The organism is Gordonia soli NBRC 108243, assembly GCF_000334455.1.
GTDB classification, from domain to species: Bacteria; Actinomycetota; Actinomycetes; order Mycobacteriales; family Mycobacteriaceae; genus Gordonia; species Gordonia soli.
In genome coordinates this window covers 15,808-30,459 of record NZ_BANX01000036.1, presented here as the reverse complement: position 1 = coordinate 30,459, position 14,652 = coordinate 15,808, and the positions used below count along the sequence as shown (strand labels likewise).

Below are 14,652 nucleotides of genomic sequence, written 5' to 3'. Positions count from 1 at the left end.
GCTCCCGATGCAGGTCAACGGCCCGGATACGCACGGATCCGGGCCGTTCGCTGTGGGCGTAGCGCGCGCGGAACTACCGGCCCTGCCTGCGCGGTTGAACCTCGCAGAGCCCAACTTCAGGCCCCACCCATCGGATTGGGGCTGGCGTTAACTGCAGGTGTGGTGGCGACGACCTCTAGAGTGGAAGTCAGGCTGGTCGTCGCATATCCGCAAGCCGCCGCCAGGACGCCGACGACCGGGGCGTTAGCAATGTGAGGGAGAACAATGTTCGAACGGTTCACCGACCGCGCACGCAGGGTTGTGGTTCTGGCCCAAGAAGAAGCGCGGATGCTCAACCACAACTACATCGGGACCGAACACATCCTCCTGGGTCTGATCCACGAGGGCGAGGGTGTCGCCGCCAAGGCGCTGGAGTCGCTCGGGATCTCCCTGGAGGGCGTCCGCAGTCAGGTCGAGGAGATCATCGGCCAGGGCCAGCAGGCGCCGTCGGGACACATCCCGTTCACGCCGCGCGCCAAGAAGGTGCTCGAGCTCTCGCTGCGCGAGGCCCTGCAGCTCGGCCACAACTACATCGGCACGGAGCACATCCTGCTCGGCCTCATCCGCGAGGGTGAGGGCGTTGCCGCTCAGGTCCTGGTCAAGCTCGGCGCCGATCTCAACCGGGTGCGCCAGCAGGTCATCCAGCTGCTGTCCGGCTACCAGGGCAAGGAGCCCCAGGAGGCCGGCACCGGCGGGCGCAGCAGCGAGGCGGGCACCCCGTCGACGTCGCTCGTGCTCGACCAGTTCGGTCGCAACCTGACCGCCGCCGCGGGCGAGGGCAAGCTCGACCCCGTGATCGGGCGCGAGAAGGAGATCGAGCGGGTCATGCAGGTGCTGTCCCGCCGCACCAAGAACAACCCGGTGCTGATCGGCGAGCCCGGCGTCGGCAAGACCGCCGTGGTCGAGGGCCTCGCGCAGGCCATCGTCAACGGCAAGGTCCCCGAGACGCTCAAGGACAAGCAGCTCTACACCCTCGACCTCGGGTCGTTGGTCGCCGGCAGCCGCTACCGCGGCGATTTCGAGGAGCGCCTGAAGAAGGTCCTCAAGGAGATCAACACCCGCGGCGACATCATCCTGTTCATCGACGAGCTGCACACCCTCGTCGGTGCGGGCGCCGCCGAGGGCGCGATCGACGCCGCCAGCATCCTCAAGCCGAAGCTGGCCCGCGGTGAGCTGCAGACCATCGGTGCCACCACCCTCGACGAGTACCGCAAGTACATCGAGAAGGACGCGGCCCTCGAGCGCCGCTTCCAGCCGGTGCAGGTCGGCGAGCCGTCGGTGGAGCACACCATCGAGATCCTCAAGGGTCTGCGCGACCGCTACGAGAGCCACCACCGGGTGTCCATCACCGACGGTGCCCTGGTCGCGGCGGCCACCCTGGCCGACCGCTACATCAACGACCGCTTCCTGCCGGACAAGGCGATCGACCTCATCGACGAGGCGGGCGCGCGCATGCGCATCCGCCGGATGACCGCACCGCCAGACCTGCGCGAGTTCGACGATCGCATCGCCGAGGCGCGCAAGGAGAAGGAGTCCGCGATCGACGCGCAGGACTTCGAGAAGGCCGCGAATCTCCGCGACAAGGAGAAGCAGCTGGTCGGCGAGCGCGCCGAGCGCGAGAAGCAGTGGCGCAGTGGTGACATGGACGTCGTCGCCGAGGTCGACGACGAGCAGATCGCCGAGGTCCTGGGCAACTGGACCGGCATCCCGGTCTTCAAGCTCACCGAGGAGGAGACCACACGTCTGCTCCGTATGGAGGACGAGCTGCACAAGCGGATCATCGGCCAGGAAGACGCGGTCAAGGCCGTCTCCAAGGCGATCCGCCGTACGCGTGCCGGCCTGAAGGACCCGAAGCGTCCGTCCGGATCGTTCATCTTCGCCGGACCGTCGGGTGTCGGTAAGACCGAGCTGTCCAAGGCCCTGGCGAACTTCCTGTTCGGCGAGGACGACGCACTCATCCAGATCGACATGGGCGAGTTCCACGACCGGTTCACCGCGTCGCGGCTGTTCGGTGCCCCTCCCGGCTACGTCGGCTACGAAGAGGGCGGCCAGCTCACCGAGAAGGTGCGCCGCAAGCCGTTCTCGGTGGTGCTGTTCGACGAGATCGAGAAGGCGCACTCGGAGATCTACAACACGCTGCTGCAGGTCCTCGAGGACGGCCGCCTCACCGACGGTCAGGGCCGCACGGTCGACTTCAAGAACACCGTGCTGATCTTCACCTCGAACCTCGGCACCAGCGACATCTCCAAGGCCGTCGGACTGGGCTTCAGCTCCGGCGACGACTCGAAGTCGAACTACGAGCGGATGAAGCTCAAGGTCAACGACGAGCTGAAGAAGCACTTCCGTCCCGAGTTCCTCAACCGTATCGACGACGTGATCGTGTTCCACCAGCTCACGCAGGACGAGATCATCCAGATGGTCGACCTGATGATCGGTCGCGTCGAGGCGCAGCTGAAGAACAAGGACATGGACATCGAGCTGACCGATCAGGCGAAGAACCTGCTCGCTCGGCGCGGATTCGATCCGGTGCTGGGTGCGCGGCCGCTGCGTCGCACCATCCAGCGCGAGATCGAGGACCAGCTGTCGGAGAAGATCCTCTTCAACGAGCTGACCGCCGGTCAGATCGTGGTGGTCGACGTCGACGGCTGGGACGGTGAGGGCGACGGCGAAGACGCCACCTTCACCTTCGCCGGTTCGGACCGTCCGCGTGAGCTGCCGGACGTTCCGGTCGAGCTCACCAAGACCGGTGGAGAGAGCCAGGGAGACACCGCCTAGCTGGTAGCTTCTCGGCCTATGACGACAGAATCAACGGAACCCGGTTCGGCACCCGCCGAGCCGGGTTCCGTCGTTGTGACCGAACGTCGGGGACCGATTGCCGTCCTTCGGCTGAATCGTCCGGATCGATTGAACGCCTTCACGATCCCGATGATGGAACAGTTGATCGCCGCCTTCGACGAGACCGACGCCGACGACTCGGTGCGAGCAGTGGTGCTCACCGGCACGGGCCGCGCATTCTGTGCGGGCGCCGACCTCGAAGCGGGGGCGTCGACGTTCGCCTCGCCGACCGACGAGGTCCCACCCGACGGCGGGGGTCAGGTGGCGCTGCGCATCCATCGGTCGCTGAAGCCGGTGGTGAGCGCCGTCAACGGGGCGGCGGTCGGCGTCGGGGTGACCATGACCCTGCCGACCGACATCCGGATCGCCTCGGACGATGCGCGCTTCGGATTCGTCTTCACCAAGCGTGGGATCGTGCCGGAGGCTTGCTCGAGTTGGTTCCTACCGCGGCTGGTCGGGTTGCCGACGTCGCTGCGGTGGGCGATGGGCGGTCAGACGGTCGGCGCCGACGAGGCGCTCGAACGCGGACTCGTCCAGCAGGTGGTCGCGAAGGATCAGGTCCTCGACACGGCCGTCGACGTGGCCACCGAGCTGATCACCGACACCGCGCCGGTGTCGGTGGCCCTCACCCGACAGTTGTTGTGGCGCATGGCCGGTGCTCCCGGCCCGTTCGATGCGCACCTGGCCGACTCGCGCGGCATCCATCACCGCGGTCAGTCGGCGGACGTGGCGGAGGGTGTCACGTCGTTCCTGGAGAAGCGCCCACCGCGGTTCACCGACCGGGTGTCGACGGATCTGCCCGACATCTTCTGACCGCTCCCATCCGCGCTCGCGCAGTCGGATGGGTCGACTATCGGACTGCGGCAGTCGGGTGGCTCCGGGGAGGTGCGATGACCGGGATCAGGCCGGCAGTGGCGCGGCGTCACGGTCGGCGAGCATCAGGGTCATCTGCCCGACCTCGTCGCCCTGGTCGCTGATCATCGCGAGCGCCAACTGTTTGGTCGCGGCGCTCGCGGTCGGATCGTTCTGAGCGGCCGCAGCCATGGCCATCCCGCCGCGATGATGGCGGATCATCAACTGCAGGAACAACACCTCCGCAGCCCGACCCTGCAACTCCGACAGTCGGCCGATCTCCGCGACGCTCGCCATCCCGGGCATCGGCGGTGCGTCACCGGGTGCGGCGGCATGCTCGCCACCGCCGTGGTGGTCGTGGCCGCCTGCCGGGATGTTCTGCATCCAGCTCATCGGTGTCTCCGATGCCATCGGTGCGCCGAACCATGTCAGCCATCCGCGCATCGTCGACGTCTCTCCGGTCTGGGTCAGGATGATGCGGTCGGCCAGTCCGCGGACGTCAGCGGATGGGGCTGCGGCGATGGTCCGGGCCATCAGGATGGCCTGGTCGTGGTGCGTCGACATGTCCTGTGCGAAACCGATGTCGGTCGCGCTGGGCCTCGGTCCGGCCGAGTCGCCCGGATGGCCGCTCTGCCAGGCGATCCCGACGACCACTCCGATCGCCACCAGTATGGTGGCTATCCCGATCGCACCGAGTGCCCGCACTCCCCGCATCCCGCTCATCCGATGTGCGACTCCTGGTCGGGCGGCGGCGTGTACACCTGCGGACTGAGCGCGAGTGCGTAGAAGCCGCCGTCGGCGCACGTCGTCCAGATCTGGTTGCCGCGGAACTCCGGCGGAGAGAAGCACCAGTCGGTCGACATGTCACCGCCGACGACCATGCCGGTACGCGGCCCGATCATCTGATCGAGGCGGGCCTTGCCGTTGACGATGGACATGCCGAGGCTGAGGAAGTCCACCGCCGGCACTCCCAGGAACGACGCGAGCACATGCGGCGAGTTGGGTAGGTCGGCGACGGTGGAGTTCTTTCGCGCGGGTGGGTTGTAATATGCGATCTCCTTGATACGGTTGGGATTTCGCACGTCGAACACGCGGATGCCCGACGACTCCCACGCACACGCCAACGCGGTCGGGTCGCGCGGACGGTCGACCGCACAGTAGTGCGGGTTGCTGCTGAAGATCGAACCGCCCGTCGCCGACCGGAGGTTGGTGTCGAGGTTCTTCGGGAGATTGATCTCGAGCTTGATCTGCGCGACATAGCGCGGCTGGTTCGCCCGCCCCACGTCGAACAACTTCACACCACCCGAACCGGCCTCGTCGGCGGTGAAGATGTGCGCCCGACCCCGATAGGTGATCGGGATCGAATGCTGGTTCAGCTGACCGTCGGGCCACAGGTACGCCGCGACATGCGGCACCTGCGGATACGGCGCCCTGCGCTGCACCTGGCTGGTGTCGAGGATGGTGATGCCCGCCATGTTCGACAGGTACATCCGGTTGCCGTCCGGTGACATACCGAAGCCGTGGCCCAGGAAGCTGTGCAGTCCCTGCCAGATGACCCGAGGCACAGCCGGATTCGAGATGTCGATGGCGGTGAGGTGGCCGGGGAAGACACCCGATGCCCAGTACGTCCGACCGTCGGGTGAGAACCCGCCCTCGTGCGAGGTGAAGGGAAGTGGCGATGTTGTCCCCGGCCCGCGGTTGAGCAGGCGTGGATGTTCGCAGTCGGAGATGTCGTAGACCGAGAAGAATCCACCACCCCACAGGAGCGGGACGGCCGTCGCGGCGAGCAGTTTGCGCGCGGGATTGACCTTGAGGGTCTCCCACGTGCCGCCGCGCATGGCCGGTTCGGTCAGGGAGCCGACCACCCGTGGTCGGGTGGGGTCGGCGACGCTGACGACCTGTACTCCTGGCTGACGCAGCACGTTGTTGCCGGGGAACAGGCTCCCGGTGTAGCTGCAGTGGTCGAAGGACGCGGACACGATGCCGCCTCCCGCGCCACGGGCGTTGCCGAGTTTCGTGAGGTTGCAGCGGTACCCGAGTCGGCTGCGTCCCGAGTTGCGGTCCTCCGCACTCACGTCGCCCTGTAGCCCGACCTCCGGCAGCGAACCCGGACCGCAGTCGGCGCGCGGTACCGACTTCTCCGAGATGTCGCCGAACCAGTGGTTCGCCGCGCTCGCGGTCGGCGCGGTGACCGACGCGATCATCGCGACACCGAGCACCGCCACGACGAACGTCGCGACCGCCGGCGAGGAGATGAATCGCGGGCCCGTCCGCCGAATCCTGGTGTCGTGCATCCCGCCGCCTTCGTCCGACCCGATGTGACCGGGTGGACACTAACAACGCCGCGCCAGCCGAGTGGGTCGTTTGTCCATACCGACTGGTCAGCCTGTCTCGCTGGCCGGGACAACCGGTGCCTGGCGGCGTCGGTGTGGCCGGACGAGTCGGACGGCGACCCCTCCGGTCAAGTGAGCCGGACCGGCTCGTGCGCCCGCTGCCTGCGGTGGGCGAGCAGCCCGATCGCCGCGGCGACGAAACAGGTCGCCGCACCGACGCCGAGCCCGACGCGCGCGCCGGCGGTCTCGCAGATGGCGCCGATGATGGGACCACCGATCGGAGTCGAGCCCATGAAGGCCACCGACCACAGGGCCATCACCCGACCACGCATCTGCGGGTCGGAGTTGAGCTGCAGCGTGGCGTTGCCGGTCGACAGGAACGAGACGCTCAGCCAGCCGACGAAGAACAGCGCGCCGATGGCGACCGGCAGGCTCGGCGAGAGCGCGGTGACCGCGATGGTCACGCCGAACCCGGCGGCGGCGATCGACAGCGGACGCAGTCCGGTGGTGCCCCGGGCGGCGACGATGAGTCCGCCGACCACGGCGCCGACGCCCATCGCCGACGTCATGAACCCGAATGCCTGTGGCCCACCGTCGAACACGTCGCGCGCGGCGGCAGGCAGCGACACCTGGAATTCGTAGGCGAGGGTGCCGACCAGGCCCATGGTCACCAGGGGAATCCAGAGTGTCGGGATACCGGCGACGTATCGGAGTCCTTCGCGCAGCTGGCCCTTGGCGCGGGGCACCGGGGTCTCGGCATGGATTCGATCCGTGTTCATCACGATCAGCGACACCACCACCGCGACGAAACTGACGGCGTTGATCGCGAAGCACCATCCGGCACCGATCGCGGCGAGGATGATGCCGGCCGCCGCAGGCCCGACCGCTCGGGCGGCGTTGACCATCACCGAGTTGAGCGTGACCGCGTTGCGGATCAGCGACTCGCCGACGATCTGATGGATGAAGGCCTGGCGCGCGGGATTCTCGAAGGCATTGTTGAGTCCGAGCAGCGCGGCCAGGATGCCGACCTGCCAGACCTCGATCCAGCCGCCGATGGTGAGAGCGGCGAGCACCGCGGCCAGCACGCCCATGATCGACTGCAGCACGATCATCAGGCGTCGACGGTCGACCCGGTCGGCGATCACGCCCGCGTACGGACCGAACACGAGGACCGGCACAGCCTGCAGGGCGACGATCAGTCCCAGCATCGAGGCGGATCCGCTGAGCGTGAGGACCAGCCACGCCTGAGCGGTCGCCTGCATCCACGTACCGACCAGTGAGAGGGCCTGACCGCCGAAGTAGAGCCGGAAGTTGGCGTTGGACAGAGCTGCGAAGACGCCGCTGGGCGGCGTGCCTGATTCGTCGGGATCAGATCGAGTCCGGGTGTCGCACACCTCGGCCATCCGATCTTCGGTCATCGATCCCAGTCTAGAACCGCGATCCGTTTGCTCCGACGCCGGAGTTCGCCGACCGTCACCGAACGGGACGCCAACTCCGGATCTCCAGGGCGGCCGCGATGGCGACGAAGTCGTCGGCCACCGAACCCGGCAGCAACTCGTCGGCACGCGTGAGTCGCCGGATGACCGTGTTGCGGTGCGTGTACAGCTGCTCGGCGGTGCGGGAGGTGTTGCACTGTTGCGCGATCCAGGTCCGCACGGTCTCGGCGATCTCGGCATGGCCGTGCGCCAGTTCACCCAGGGTGTCGGCGACGAACTCGTCGGCCGCGGACCGATCATCTGTCAGCAGCGTGACGAGCCGGGTGTCGTCGTAGCGTGCCGATTGCCGGGGTGATCCGAGCTGAGCCATGAGCCGTTGCACCGACAATGCGTCGAAATGACTCTGTCGGAACCCTTCCACGTCGACCCCCGATCGTCCGATCGCCACCCGGACGTCGGGATGCTCCGACAATCCGGTCACCTCCCCGACATCGGCGACCGGTAACCACAGCCACATGGCGGTCGCGCCGGCCATCACCGTGAGCCGACGGTCGGTGCCCGCGGCCGTCGACACCCGGTCGGCGACGGCCTCGATCTCGGCGGGCGACGAGTGGCCCTCACCCCAGACCACCGCCGCGGTGTGTGGACCGGTGAGTCGGTGACCGAGGCGTTCCTCGGCGCGCGGTCGGGGGATCGGGGCGTTCTCGAGGATCAGCGCCACCGTCGCGCGACGTTCGGCGTGGGTGCCACGCGTCAGGTCCGCGCGCTCGGCCCGCATGCGTTCGGACATGGCCGCGACCGTGTCGTCGATGAACGTGGAGATGGACAGCGACGAGAGGTCGAGGAGTTCGCGCAGTTCGTCAGGGTCGTCGGTGAGCGCGAAACAGATCTGCATCCATCGTCGCCATGCCACGCTCTGCGCGGTGCGGAACGCATCCAGCGACGATTCGTCGAGCCCGCGGCGTACCAGGTCCCGGGCGGTGTCGAGCACCTCGGTGGTGACGTTCGCGCCGACCCGGTCGCCGGGATGATGGACGTTCGCCGCGGCCCAGTGGAGCAGGTTGGCGAGGTTGGACCGTTTGGTCCCCTCGGCCAGGGTCGGGTCGTCGGCGACCTCGTTCATCCGGAACCCGCCGAGTGCCGCCGAGTGCAGTTCCGCGATCCACTCCGGCGGCGGGCTCAGGACCTGCTCCGCGCCGCGGCGGAACAGCTCCCTCGTGCGTGCGGTCGGCGTCGGCCACTCGATGTCCATCCGAACATCATGCACCGCTGGATGTGGTGAGACGTTGCATATTGCACCTGGCGTCGCTGTGGTGTCGGCGCGATGATGGAATGCATCAGCCCAGCCCCCGTCCGCAAGGAGATCTCGGTGACCGCATCCACGTCCGTAGAGACCATCGACGTACTCATCGTCGGAGCCGGGATCTCGGGAATCGGCGCCGCCCGTTACCTGACCACCGAGCATCCCTCGAAGTCCTTCGCCATCCTCGAGGCACGCGAATCGTCCGGCGGCACGTGGGATCTCTTCCGGTATCCGGGTATCCGCTCGGACTCCGATCTGCACACGTTCGGTTACGAGTTCAAGCCGTGGCGGGACAAGGAGTCGATCGCCGGTGCGCCGCGCATCCTCGACTATCTGCGGGAGACGGCGTCCGAGAACGGTATCGACGAGAAGATCCGCTATCACCACACGGTGGTGTCGGCGAACTGGTCGAGTGCCGACGCGCGCTGGATCGTCGACGTCGAGCGCGCCGACACCGGCGAGCGGGTGATTTTCGATGCCGGCTGGATCTTCTGCGCGTCGGGCTATTACCGCTACGACGAGGGCTACACACCGGAGTTCGAGGGGCGTGACCGGTTCGCCGGCCAGATCGTCCACCCGCAGCATTGGCCGGAAGACCTCGACTACAGCGGCAAGAAGGTCGTCGTGATCGGCAGCGGGGCCACCGCGGTCACCCTGGTGCCGTCGATGGCCGACACCGCCGGACACATCACCATGCTCCAGCGCACACCGACCTACGTGATGCCGATCCCGCGCGAAGACGCCATCGCCAATGTCGCCAGGAAGGTGCTCGGCGACGAGCGCGGTTACGCGCTGACGCGGCGTAAGAACATCGCCCAGCAGCGGCTGGTCTATCAGTTCTGTCAGACGTTCCCGTCCTTGGCGCGCAAGGCGATCCGCGCGGTCAACGCCAGCAGGCTGCCCGCCGACTTCCCGGTCGACGAGCACTTCAACCCGCCGTACGACCCCTGGGATCAGCGACTGTGCGCAGTCCCCAACGGCGACCTCTTCCGCTCGATCCGCAACGGATCGGCATCCGTCGTGACCGATCGCATCGCGACCTTCACCGAGACCGGCATCCAGCTCGAGGGCGGTGACCACCTCGACGCCGACATCATCGTCACCGCCACCGGTCTGAACCTCCGGGTGGCCGGCGGGATCGCGCTGAGTGTCGACGGGCGGCCGGTCGAGATGTCCGAGACGGTCGTCTATCGCGGCATGATGCTGAGTGGAGTCCCCAACTTCGCTCTCGCCATCGGCTACACGAACTCGTCGTGGACGCTCAAGATCGGGTTGCTCTGCGAATACTTCTGCCGGATGCTCGGCTATCTCGACGAGCACGGTCTGGACGCCGTCTGGCCGGTGGCAGACGCCGACATGGAGACGCGGCCGCTGCTCGACTTCGGGGCCGGATACGTCAAGCGTTCGCTGTCGTCGCTGCCGCGCCAGGGGCAGACCGCACCCTGGGTCATGTCGATGAGCTACCACGACGATCGCCGGCTGCTGCGCAACGGAACCGTCGCCGACGAGCATCTTCGCTTCTCGTCGCCCACGAATCGCACCGCGGTGGACGCGGCGCCGGTCGTCGATCGTCGGGCCGAACTCGTCGAGTAACGCGGGGCGGCCCCACGCGCGACATCACAACTGCCTAACATCGGTGCTACCGCACTTGGGGCGGTGATGGGACGGTCGATACGATTCGTTGCATCTGTGACTGCTGATACCAAAGGGGAATACGTGCGCGCTCAGTGGGTTCGTCGGAGTGCTGTCCTGCTCGGCGCCGCGGCGGTCGTGACCGGATCGGTGACCGCGGTCTCCGCCCCGGCGTCGGCGGCCTCTCGGATCGACACCGTCGTCCGTGACAGCCCGAAGCGTGCGACGGCCATCGTGTGGTCGGAGTCGATGCACAAGATGATCCCGGTGACGGTTCTGCGCCCGAAGGACACCAGCAAGCCCCGTCCGACGCTCTACCTGCTCAACGGCGCAGGCGGCGGCGAGGATTCGGCCACGTGGGCGGCCCGTACAGATTACGAGAAGTTCTTCGCCGACAAGAATGTCAACGTCGTCACCCCGATCGGCGGCGCGTTCTCGTACTACACCGACTGGCAGAAGGACGATCCCGAGCTCGGTCGCAACAAGTGGCAGACCTTCCTGACGAAGGAACTTCCCCCGCTGATCGACAAGGAGTTCGGCACCAACGGCCGCAACGCCATCGCCGGAATCTCGATGGCGGGCACCTCGGTGCTGAACCTCGCGATCGCCGCACCGAAGCTCTACCGGGCGGTTGGCGCCTACAGCGGCTGCGCCCGCACCAGCGATCCGGCGGGGCAGGCGTACATCCGTCTGGTCACCGGCACGCGCGGCGGTGCCGACGTCACCAACATGTGGGGTCCGCTCAACGGGCCCGGCTGGCGCGCCAACGACCCGTACATCAACGCCGCCAAGCTTCGTGGCACCAAGATCTACATGACGACCGGCAACGGACTGCCCGGCCCGAACGAGACCCTCAACGGACCGCAGATCGACGGTGATCCGGCCACGCTGGCCAACCAGGTCGCGCTCGGTGGTCTCATCGAGGCAGCCGTCGACCAGTGCACTCAGCAGATGGCACAGCGCCTGCGGCAGTTGCGGATTCCGTTCAAGCTCACCTCGCGACCCAACGGGACCCACTCGTGGGGCTACTGGCAGCAGGATCTGCACCGGACCTGGCCGCAGATCTCGGCGGACCTGAACCGCTAGGTTCGACGGCCACACCGACGAGAAGACCCCGTCCGCGCTCTCCGCGCAGGCGGGGTCTTCTGCTGTGTTCGTGAGAAGGACGATCAGCGGCTCGCGCGGCCCTCGAGAAGAAGCTTGACCGTGAGCTCCATCCGGTTGGTGACGTCGGTCGCCGACGCCCGTCGGGTCAGCCACTGCACCAGGTTCGACATCCAGACATCGGACAGCACGCGAGCGACCGAGAGATCTTCTTCAGTGGGCTCACCCTCGACCATGGCACCGGCCAACAGTCGGTCGATGATGCCGGCGACCTGGTCGACCTCGGCCGTCGCCGATGCGTCGGCGAACATGAACGCGCGGGTCATGGCCTCGGTCAGCAGCGGGTCGCGCTGCATCGCGAACGTGATCATGTCGAGGACGTGCCGGAGGCGCTCGACCGGGGTGTCACCGCGCAGCTGGGACCGGTCGACGCGTGACTCGACGCGCTCGAACTCGCGTGCCAGTGCGGTCACCAGCAGGTGGACCTTGGACGGGAAGTACCGGTACAGCGTCCCGACGGCGACGTCGGCCTTGTCGGCGACCGTGCGCATCTGGACGGCGTCGTAGCCGCCCTTCGACGCGAGCGCGAGCGTGGCGTCGAGAATCCGTCGACGACGCTCGCGCTGGGCGGTCGAGCCGGCTTCGGTGCTGGTGGGCGGCGCGGTGGCCGGTGCCGCCGCGGCGGTCGACGACTCCGCCGACGTCTCGACGTCGGCGGCGTTGCCTGATGCGGAACGAGCCATGGTGGTCGCGGTGTCCTCACTGGTCGGTGAACAGCGGGTGGCTACCGCGTGATAGACACCCATGGCATATTAGAACAGGTTCTATTTGACCGTCACAACTCGACATACAGGGAAATCACGTGACAATCGCCACGTCTGACGAGCAGATCGCCGTCTGCGACGCCATCGCCGAGTGGGCCGGCCGGGTCCGCGCCACCGAACTCGTCCGCGCCGACATCGACAAGCCACGCGACCAGTGGACCGGATTGCTCGACCAACTGGCCGAGTTCGGCATCGTCGCGGCCGCGCTGCCGGAGAGCGCCGGGGGACTCGGCGCGACCTTCACCGATGTCGCCGCGATGATCGAACGCTGCGGCGTCGATCTGGTCCCCGGGCCGATCGGTGCGACGGTGACGGCGGCGCTCGGGCTGTCGCGGTCGACCGATCCGCGCGCCGGAGATCTCGTCGCCGCTCTCGGCGAGGGCCGGCTGTCAGCGTCGGTGCCGACCTCGGCGACCAGCGGCGCGCCGACGATCCGGCTCGATGGCGGGACCCTCGACCTCGGTCTCGTGCCCGGTCACGTCGACGGCGGTTCGATCCTCGCCCGCCTCACTGTGGACGGTACGAGCGGCTGGTGGTTGGTGCCGCCGGGAGTCGGTGCCCACGACCTCGCACCGATCGCCCCCGCGGACGGTCGGATGTCGGTGTCACGGGTGCGGATCGGAGGGTTGACCCCGGCCGACCTGATCGAACTGCCCGACGCCGACCTGGTCGAGGGAACGTTGTCGGCGACCACGGCCGCGTACGCGAGCGGGGTCACCCGGTGGGCGCTGACCACCGCGGTCGACTACGCGAAGGTCCGCACCCAGTTCGGTTCGCCGATCGGTGCATTCCAGGCGGTCAAACACATATGTGCCGAGATGCTCTGCCGCAGTGAGCAGGTCACGGCCGCCGCGTGGGATCTCGCCCGCGCTGTCGACGACCTGTTGGGCGGCGCCGACGACGCCGCCGACCAGCTCCGCCTGAGTCGGCTGGCCGCCGACGTCCTGGTCGCCGACCTCGCGGTCGCCACCGCCAAGGACTGCATCCAGGTACTCGGGGGGATCGGCTTCACCTTCGAGCACGACGCCCACCTGTATCTCCGGGCGGCGATGGCGATCCGGTCGACGCTGGGATACGGGACGGCGCAGGGGGCGGATCTCGGCCGTCTGGGTCTCGCCGGCGCGCGTCGACGGTTCGAGGTCGACCTGTCCGAGGTCGAGGACCGGCGTGCGGAGGTGCGCGCAACGGCCGAGTCGATCGCCGCCACCGCGGAGTCCGACCGTCGCGCCGCACTCGCCGACACGGGGTACCTCACCCCACACTGGCCGGCGCCATATGGCCTGGGGGCATCGCCGGTGGAGCAGTTGCTCATCGACTCCGAGTTGCAGCGCGCCGACGTCACGCGACCCGATCTCGTCATCGGCGCCTGGGCCATCCCGACCATCCTCGAGCACGGCACCGACGCCCAGCGCGAACGATTCGTGGGCCCGACCCTCGTCGGCGACATCGTGTGGTGCCAGTTGTTCAGCGAGCCGGAGGCGGGCTCCGACCTCGCGGCGCTGCGCACCAGGGCCACCCGCGTCGACGGGGGCTGGCAGCTCTCCGGACAGAAGATCTGGACCTCGCAGGCCCACAACGCGCACTGGGGCATCTGTCTCGCGCGGACGAATCCCGATGCGGCCAAGCACAAGGGCATCACCTACTTCGTCGTCGACATGACCTCGCCCGGGATCGACATCCGGCCTCTGCGTGAACTCACCGGTCGCGCGAACTTCAACGAGGTCTTCTTCGACGACGTCTTCGTACCGGACGAGAACGTCGTCGGCGAGGTCGACGGGGGATGGCGACTGGCACGGACCACGCTCGCCAACGAGCGCGTGGCCATGGGTGGCTCGTCGCTGGGCAAGGAGATGGAAGACCTGCTCGGCCAGGTCGGCCGGTCCGAGATCCCCGTCGCCGAGCACGACCTGGGGCGGATCGGCAGGCTCGTCGCCGATGCCCACATCGGACGGGTGATCGACACCCGGATGGTGGTCCAGCGACTCGCCGGACACGATCCGGGGGCGCTGGCCAACGTGCGCAAACTGATCGGTGTGGCCCACCGGCAGTCGGTGCCCGACCTCGCTCTGGAACTGCTCGGGGCCGACGGTCTCGCGACGCCCGAGGCGTTCGACGCTGATCTGCAGAACCGATGCCTGTCGATCGCGGGTGGGACCACACAGATCCTGCGGACCGCTGCTGCGGAACGGATTCTAGGATTGCCGCGCTCCTGAGGGCGCTTCACCGCAGGAAATGTGCAGTTGAGGCACCAAAACGGACACCTTTCAGTTCGGCCGTGATACAACTAGAACAGG

General features: G+C 67.7%; 10 protein-coding genes. 5 read left to right on the top strand and 5 right to left on the bottom strand.

From position 1 onward, the window contains the following. The first annotated feature begins 264 nt into the window (after window positions 1–264). A complete protein-coding gene (locus GS4_RS21775; protein ID WP_040511439.1) occupies window positions 265–2,814 on the top strand; it encodes an ATP-dependent Clp protease ATP-binding subunit in 2,550 nt (849 codons plus the stop codon). 18 nt (window positions 2,815–2,832) lie between these two features. After that, a complete protein-coding gene (locus tag GS4_RS21770) occupies window positions 2,833–3,687 on the top strand; it encodes an enoyl-CoA hydratase-related protein (RefSeq protein ID WP_007624639.1) in 855 nt (284 codons plus the stop codon). A gap of 87 nt (window positions 3,688–3,774) precedes the next feature. Here GS4_RS21770 and GS4_RS21765 read toward each other — a convergent pair whose 3' ends face one another. The 4 genes from GS4_RS21765 to GS4_RS21750 form a co-directional block, all read right to left on the bottom strand. Beyond that, entirely contained in the window at window positions 3,775–4,449 is a 675-nt protein-coding gene (locus GS4_RS21765) for a DUF305 domain-containing protein (RefSeq protein WP_007624638.1), read from the bottom strand. Next, window positions 4,446–5,930, bottom strand: coding sequence for an LVIVD repeat-containing protein (locus tag GS4_RS21760; protein ID WP_040511448.1), 1,485 nt, complete (start codon window positions 5,928–5,930; stop codon window positions 4,446–4,448). Before GS4_RS21760 ends, GS4_RS21765 begins: the two co-directional genes overlap by 4 nt. Window positions 5,931–6,187: 257 nt before the next feature. Next, window positions 6,188–7,477 carry an MFS transporter gene (locus GS4_RS21755; RefSeq protein ID WP_007624633.1) on the bottom strand — a complete coding sequence of 430 codons (1,290 nt, stop codon included), beginning with the start codon at window positions 7,475–7,477 and terminating at the stop codon, window positions 6,188–6,190. Between the two features lie 55 nt (window positions 7,478–7,532). Then, a complete protein-coding gene (locus GS4_RS21750) occupies window positions 7,533–8,747 on the bottom strand; it encodes a PucR family transcriptional regulator (protein WP_007624631.1) in 1,215 nt (404 codons plus the stop codon). A gap of 117 nt (window positions 8,748–8,864) precedes the next feature. On the opposite strand from GS4_RS21750, the gene GS4_RS21745 reads away from it, so the two are divergent. Together GS4_RS21745 and GS4_RS21740 are read left to right on the top strand one after the other, a co-directional pair. Then, window positions 8,865–10,391: a flavin-containing monooxygenase gene (locus GS4_RS21745; RefSeq protein ID WP_007624629.1), complete on the top strand. Its 1,527-nt coding sequence runs from the start codon at window positions 8,865–8,867 to the stop codon at window positions 10,389–10,391. Window positions 10,392–10,514: 123 nt separating this feature from the next. After that, entirely contained in the window at window positions 10,515–11,516 is a 1,002-nt protein-coding gene (locus tag GS4_RS21740; RefSeq protein WP_007624627.1) for an alpha/beta hydrolase, read from the top strand. Between the two features lie 83 nt (window positions 11,517–11,599). Here the strand turns inward: GS4_RS21740 and kstR are convergent, their stop codons facing one another. Beyond that, window positions 11,600–12,277 carry a cholesterol catabolism transcriptional regulator KstR gene (gene kstR, locus GS4_RS21735; RefSeq protein ID WP_007624625.1) on the bottom strand — a complete coding sequence of 226 codons (678 nt, stop codon included), beginning with the start codon at window positions 12,275–12,277 and terminating at the stop codon, window positions 11,600–11,602. Window positions 12,278–12,396: 119 nt separating this feature from the next. Here kstR and GS4_RS21730 point away from each other — a divergent pair, with 119 nt between their 5' ends. Next, a complete protein-coding gene (locus GS4_RS21730; protein WP_007624623.1) occupies window positions 12,397–14,571 on the top strand; it encodes an acyl-CoA dehydrogenase family protein in 2,175 nt (724 codons plus the stop codon). The last annotated feature ends 81 nt before the right edge of the window (window positions 14,572–14,652 follow it).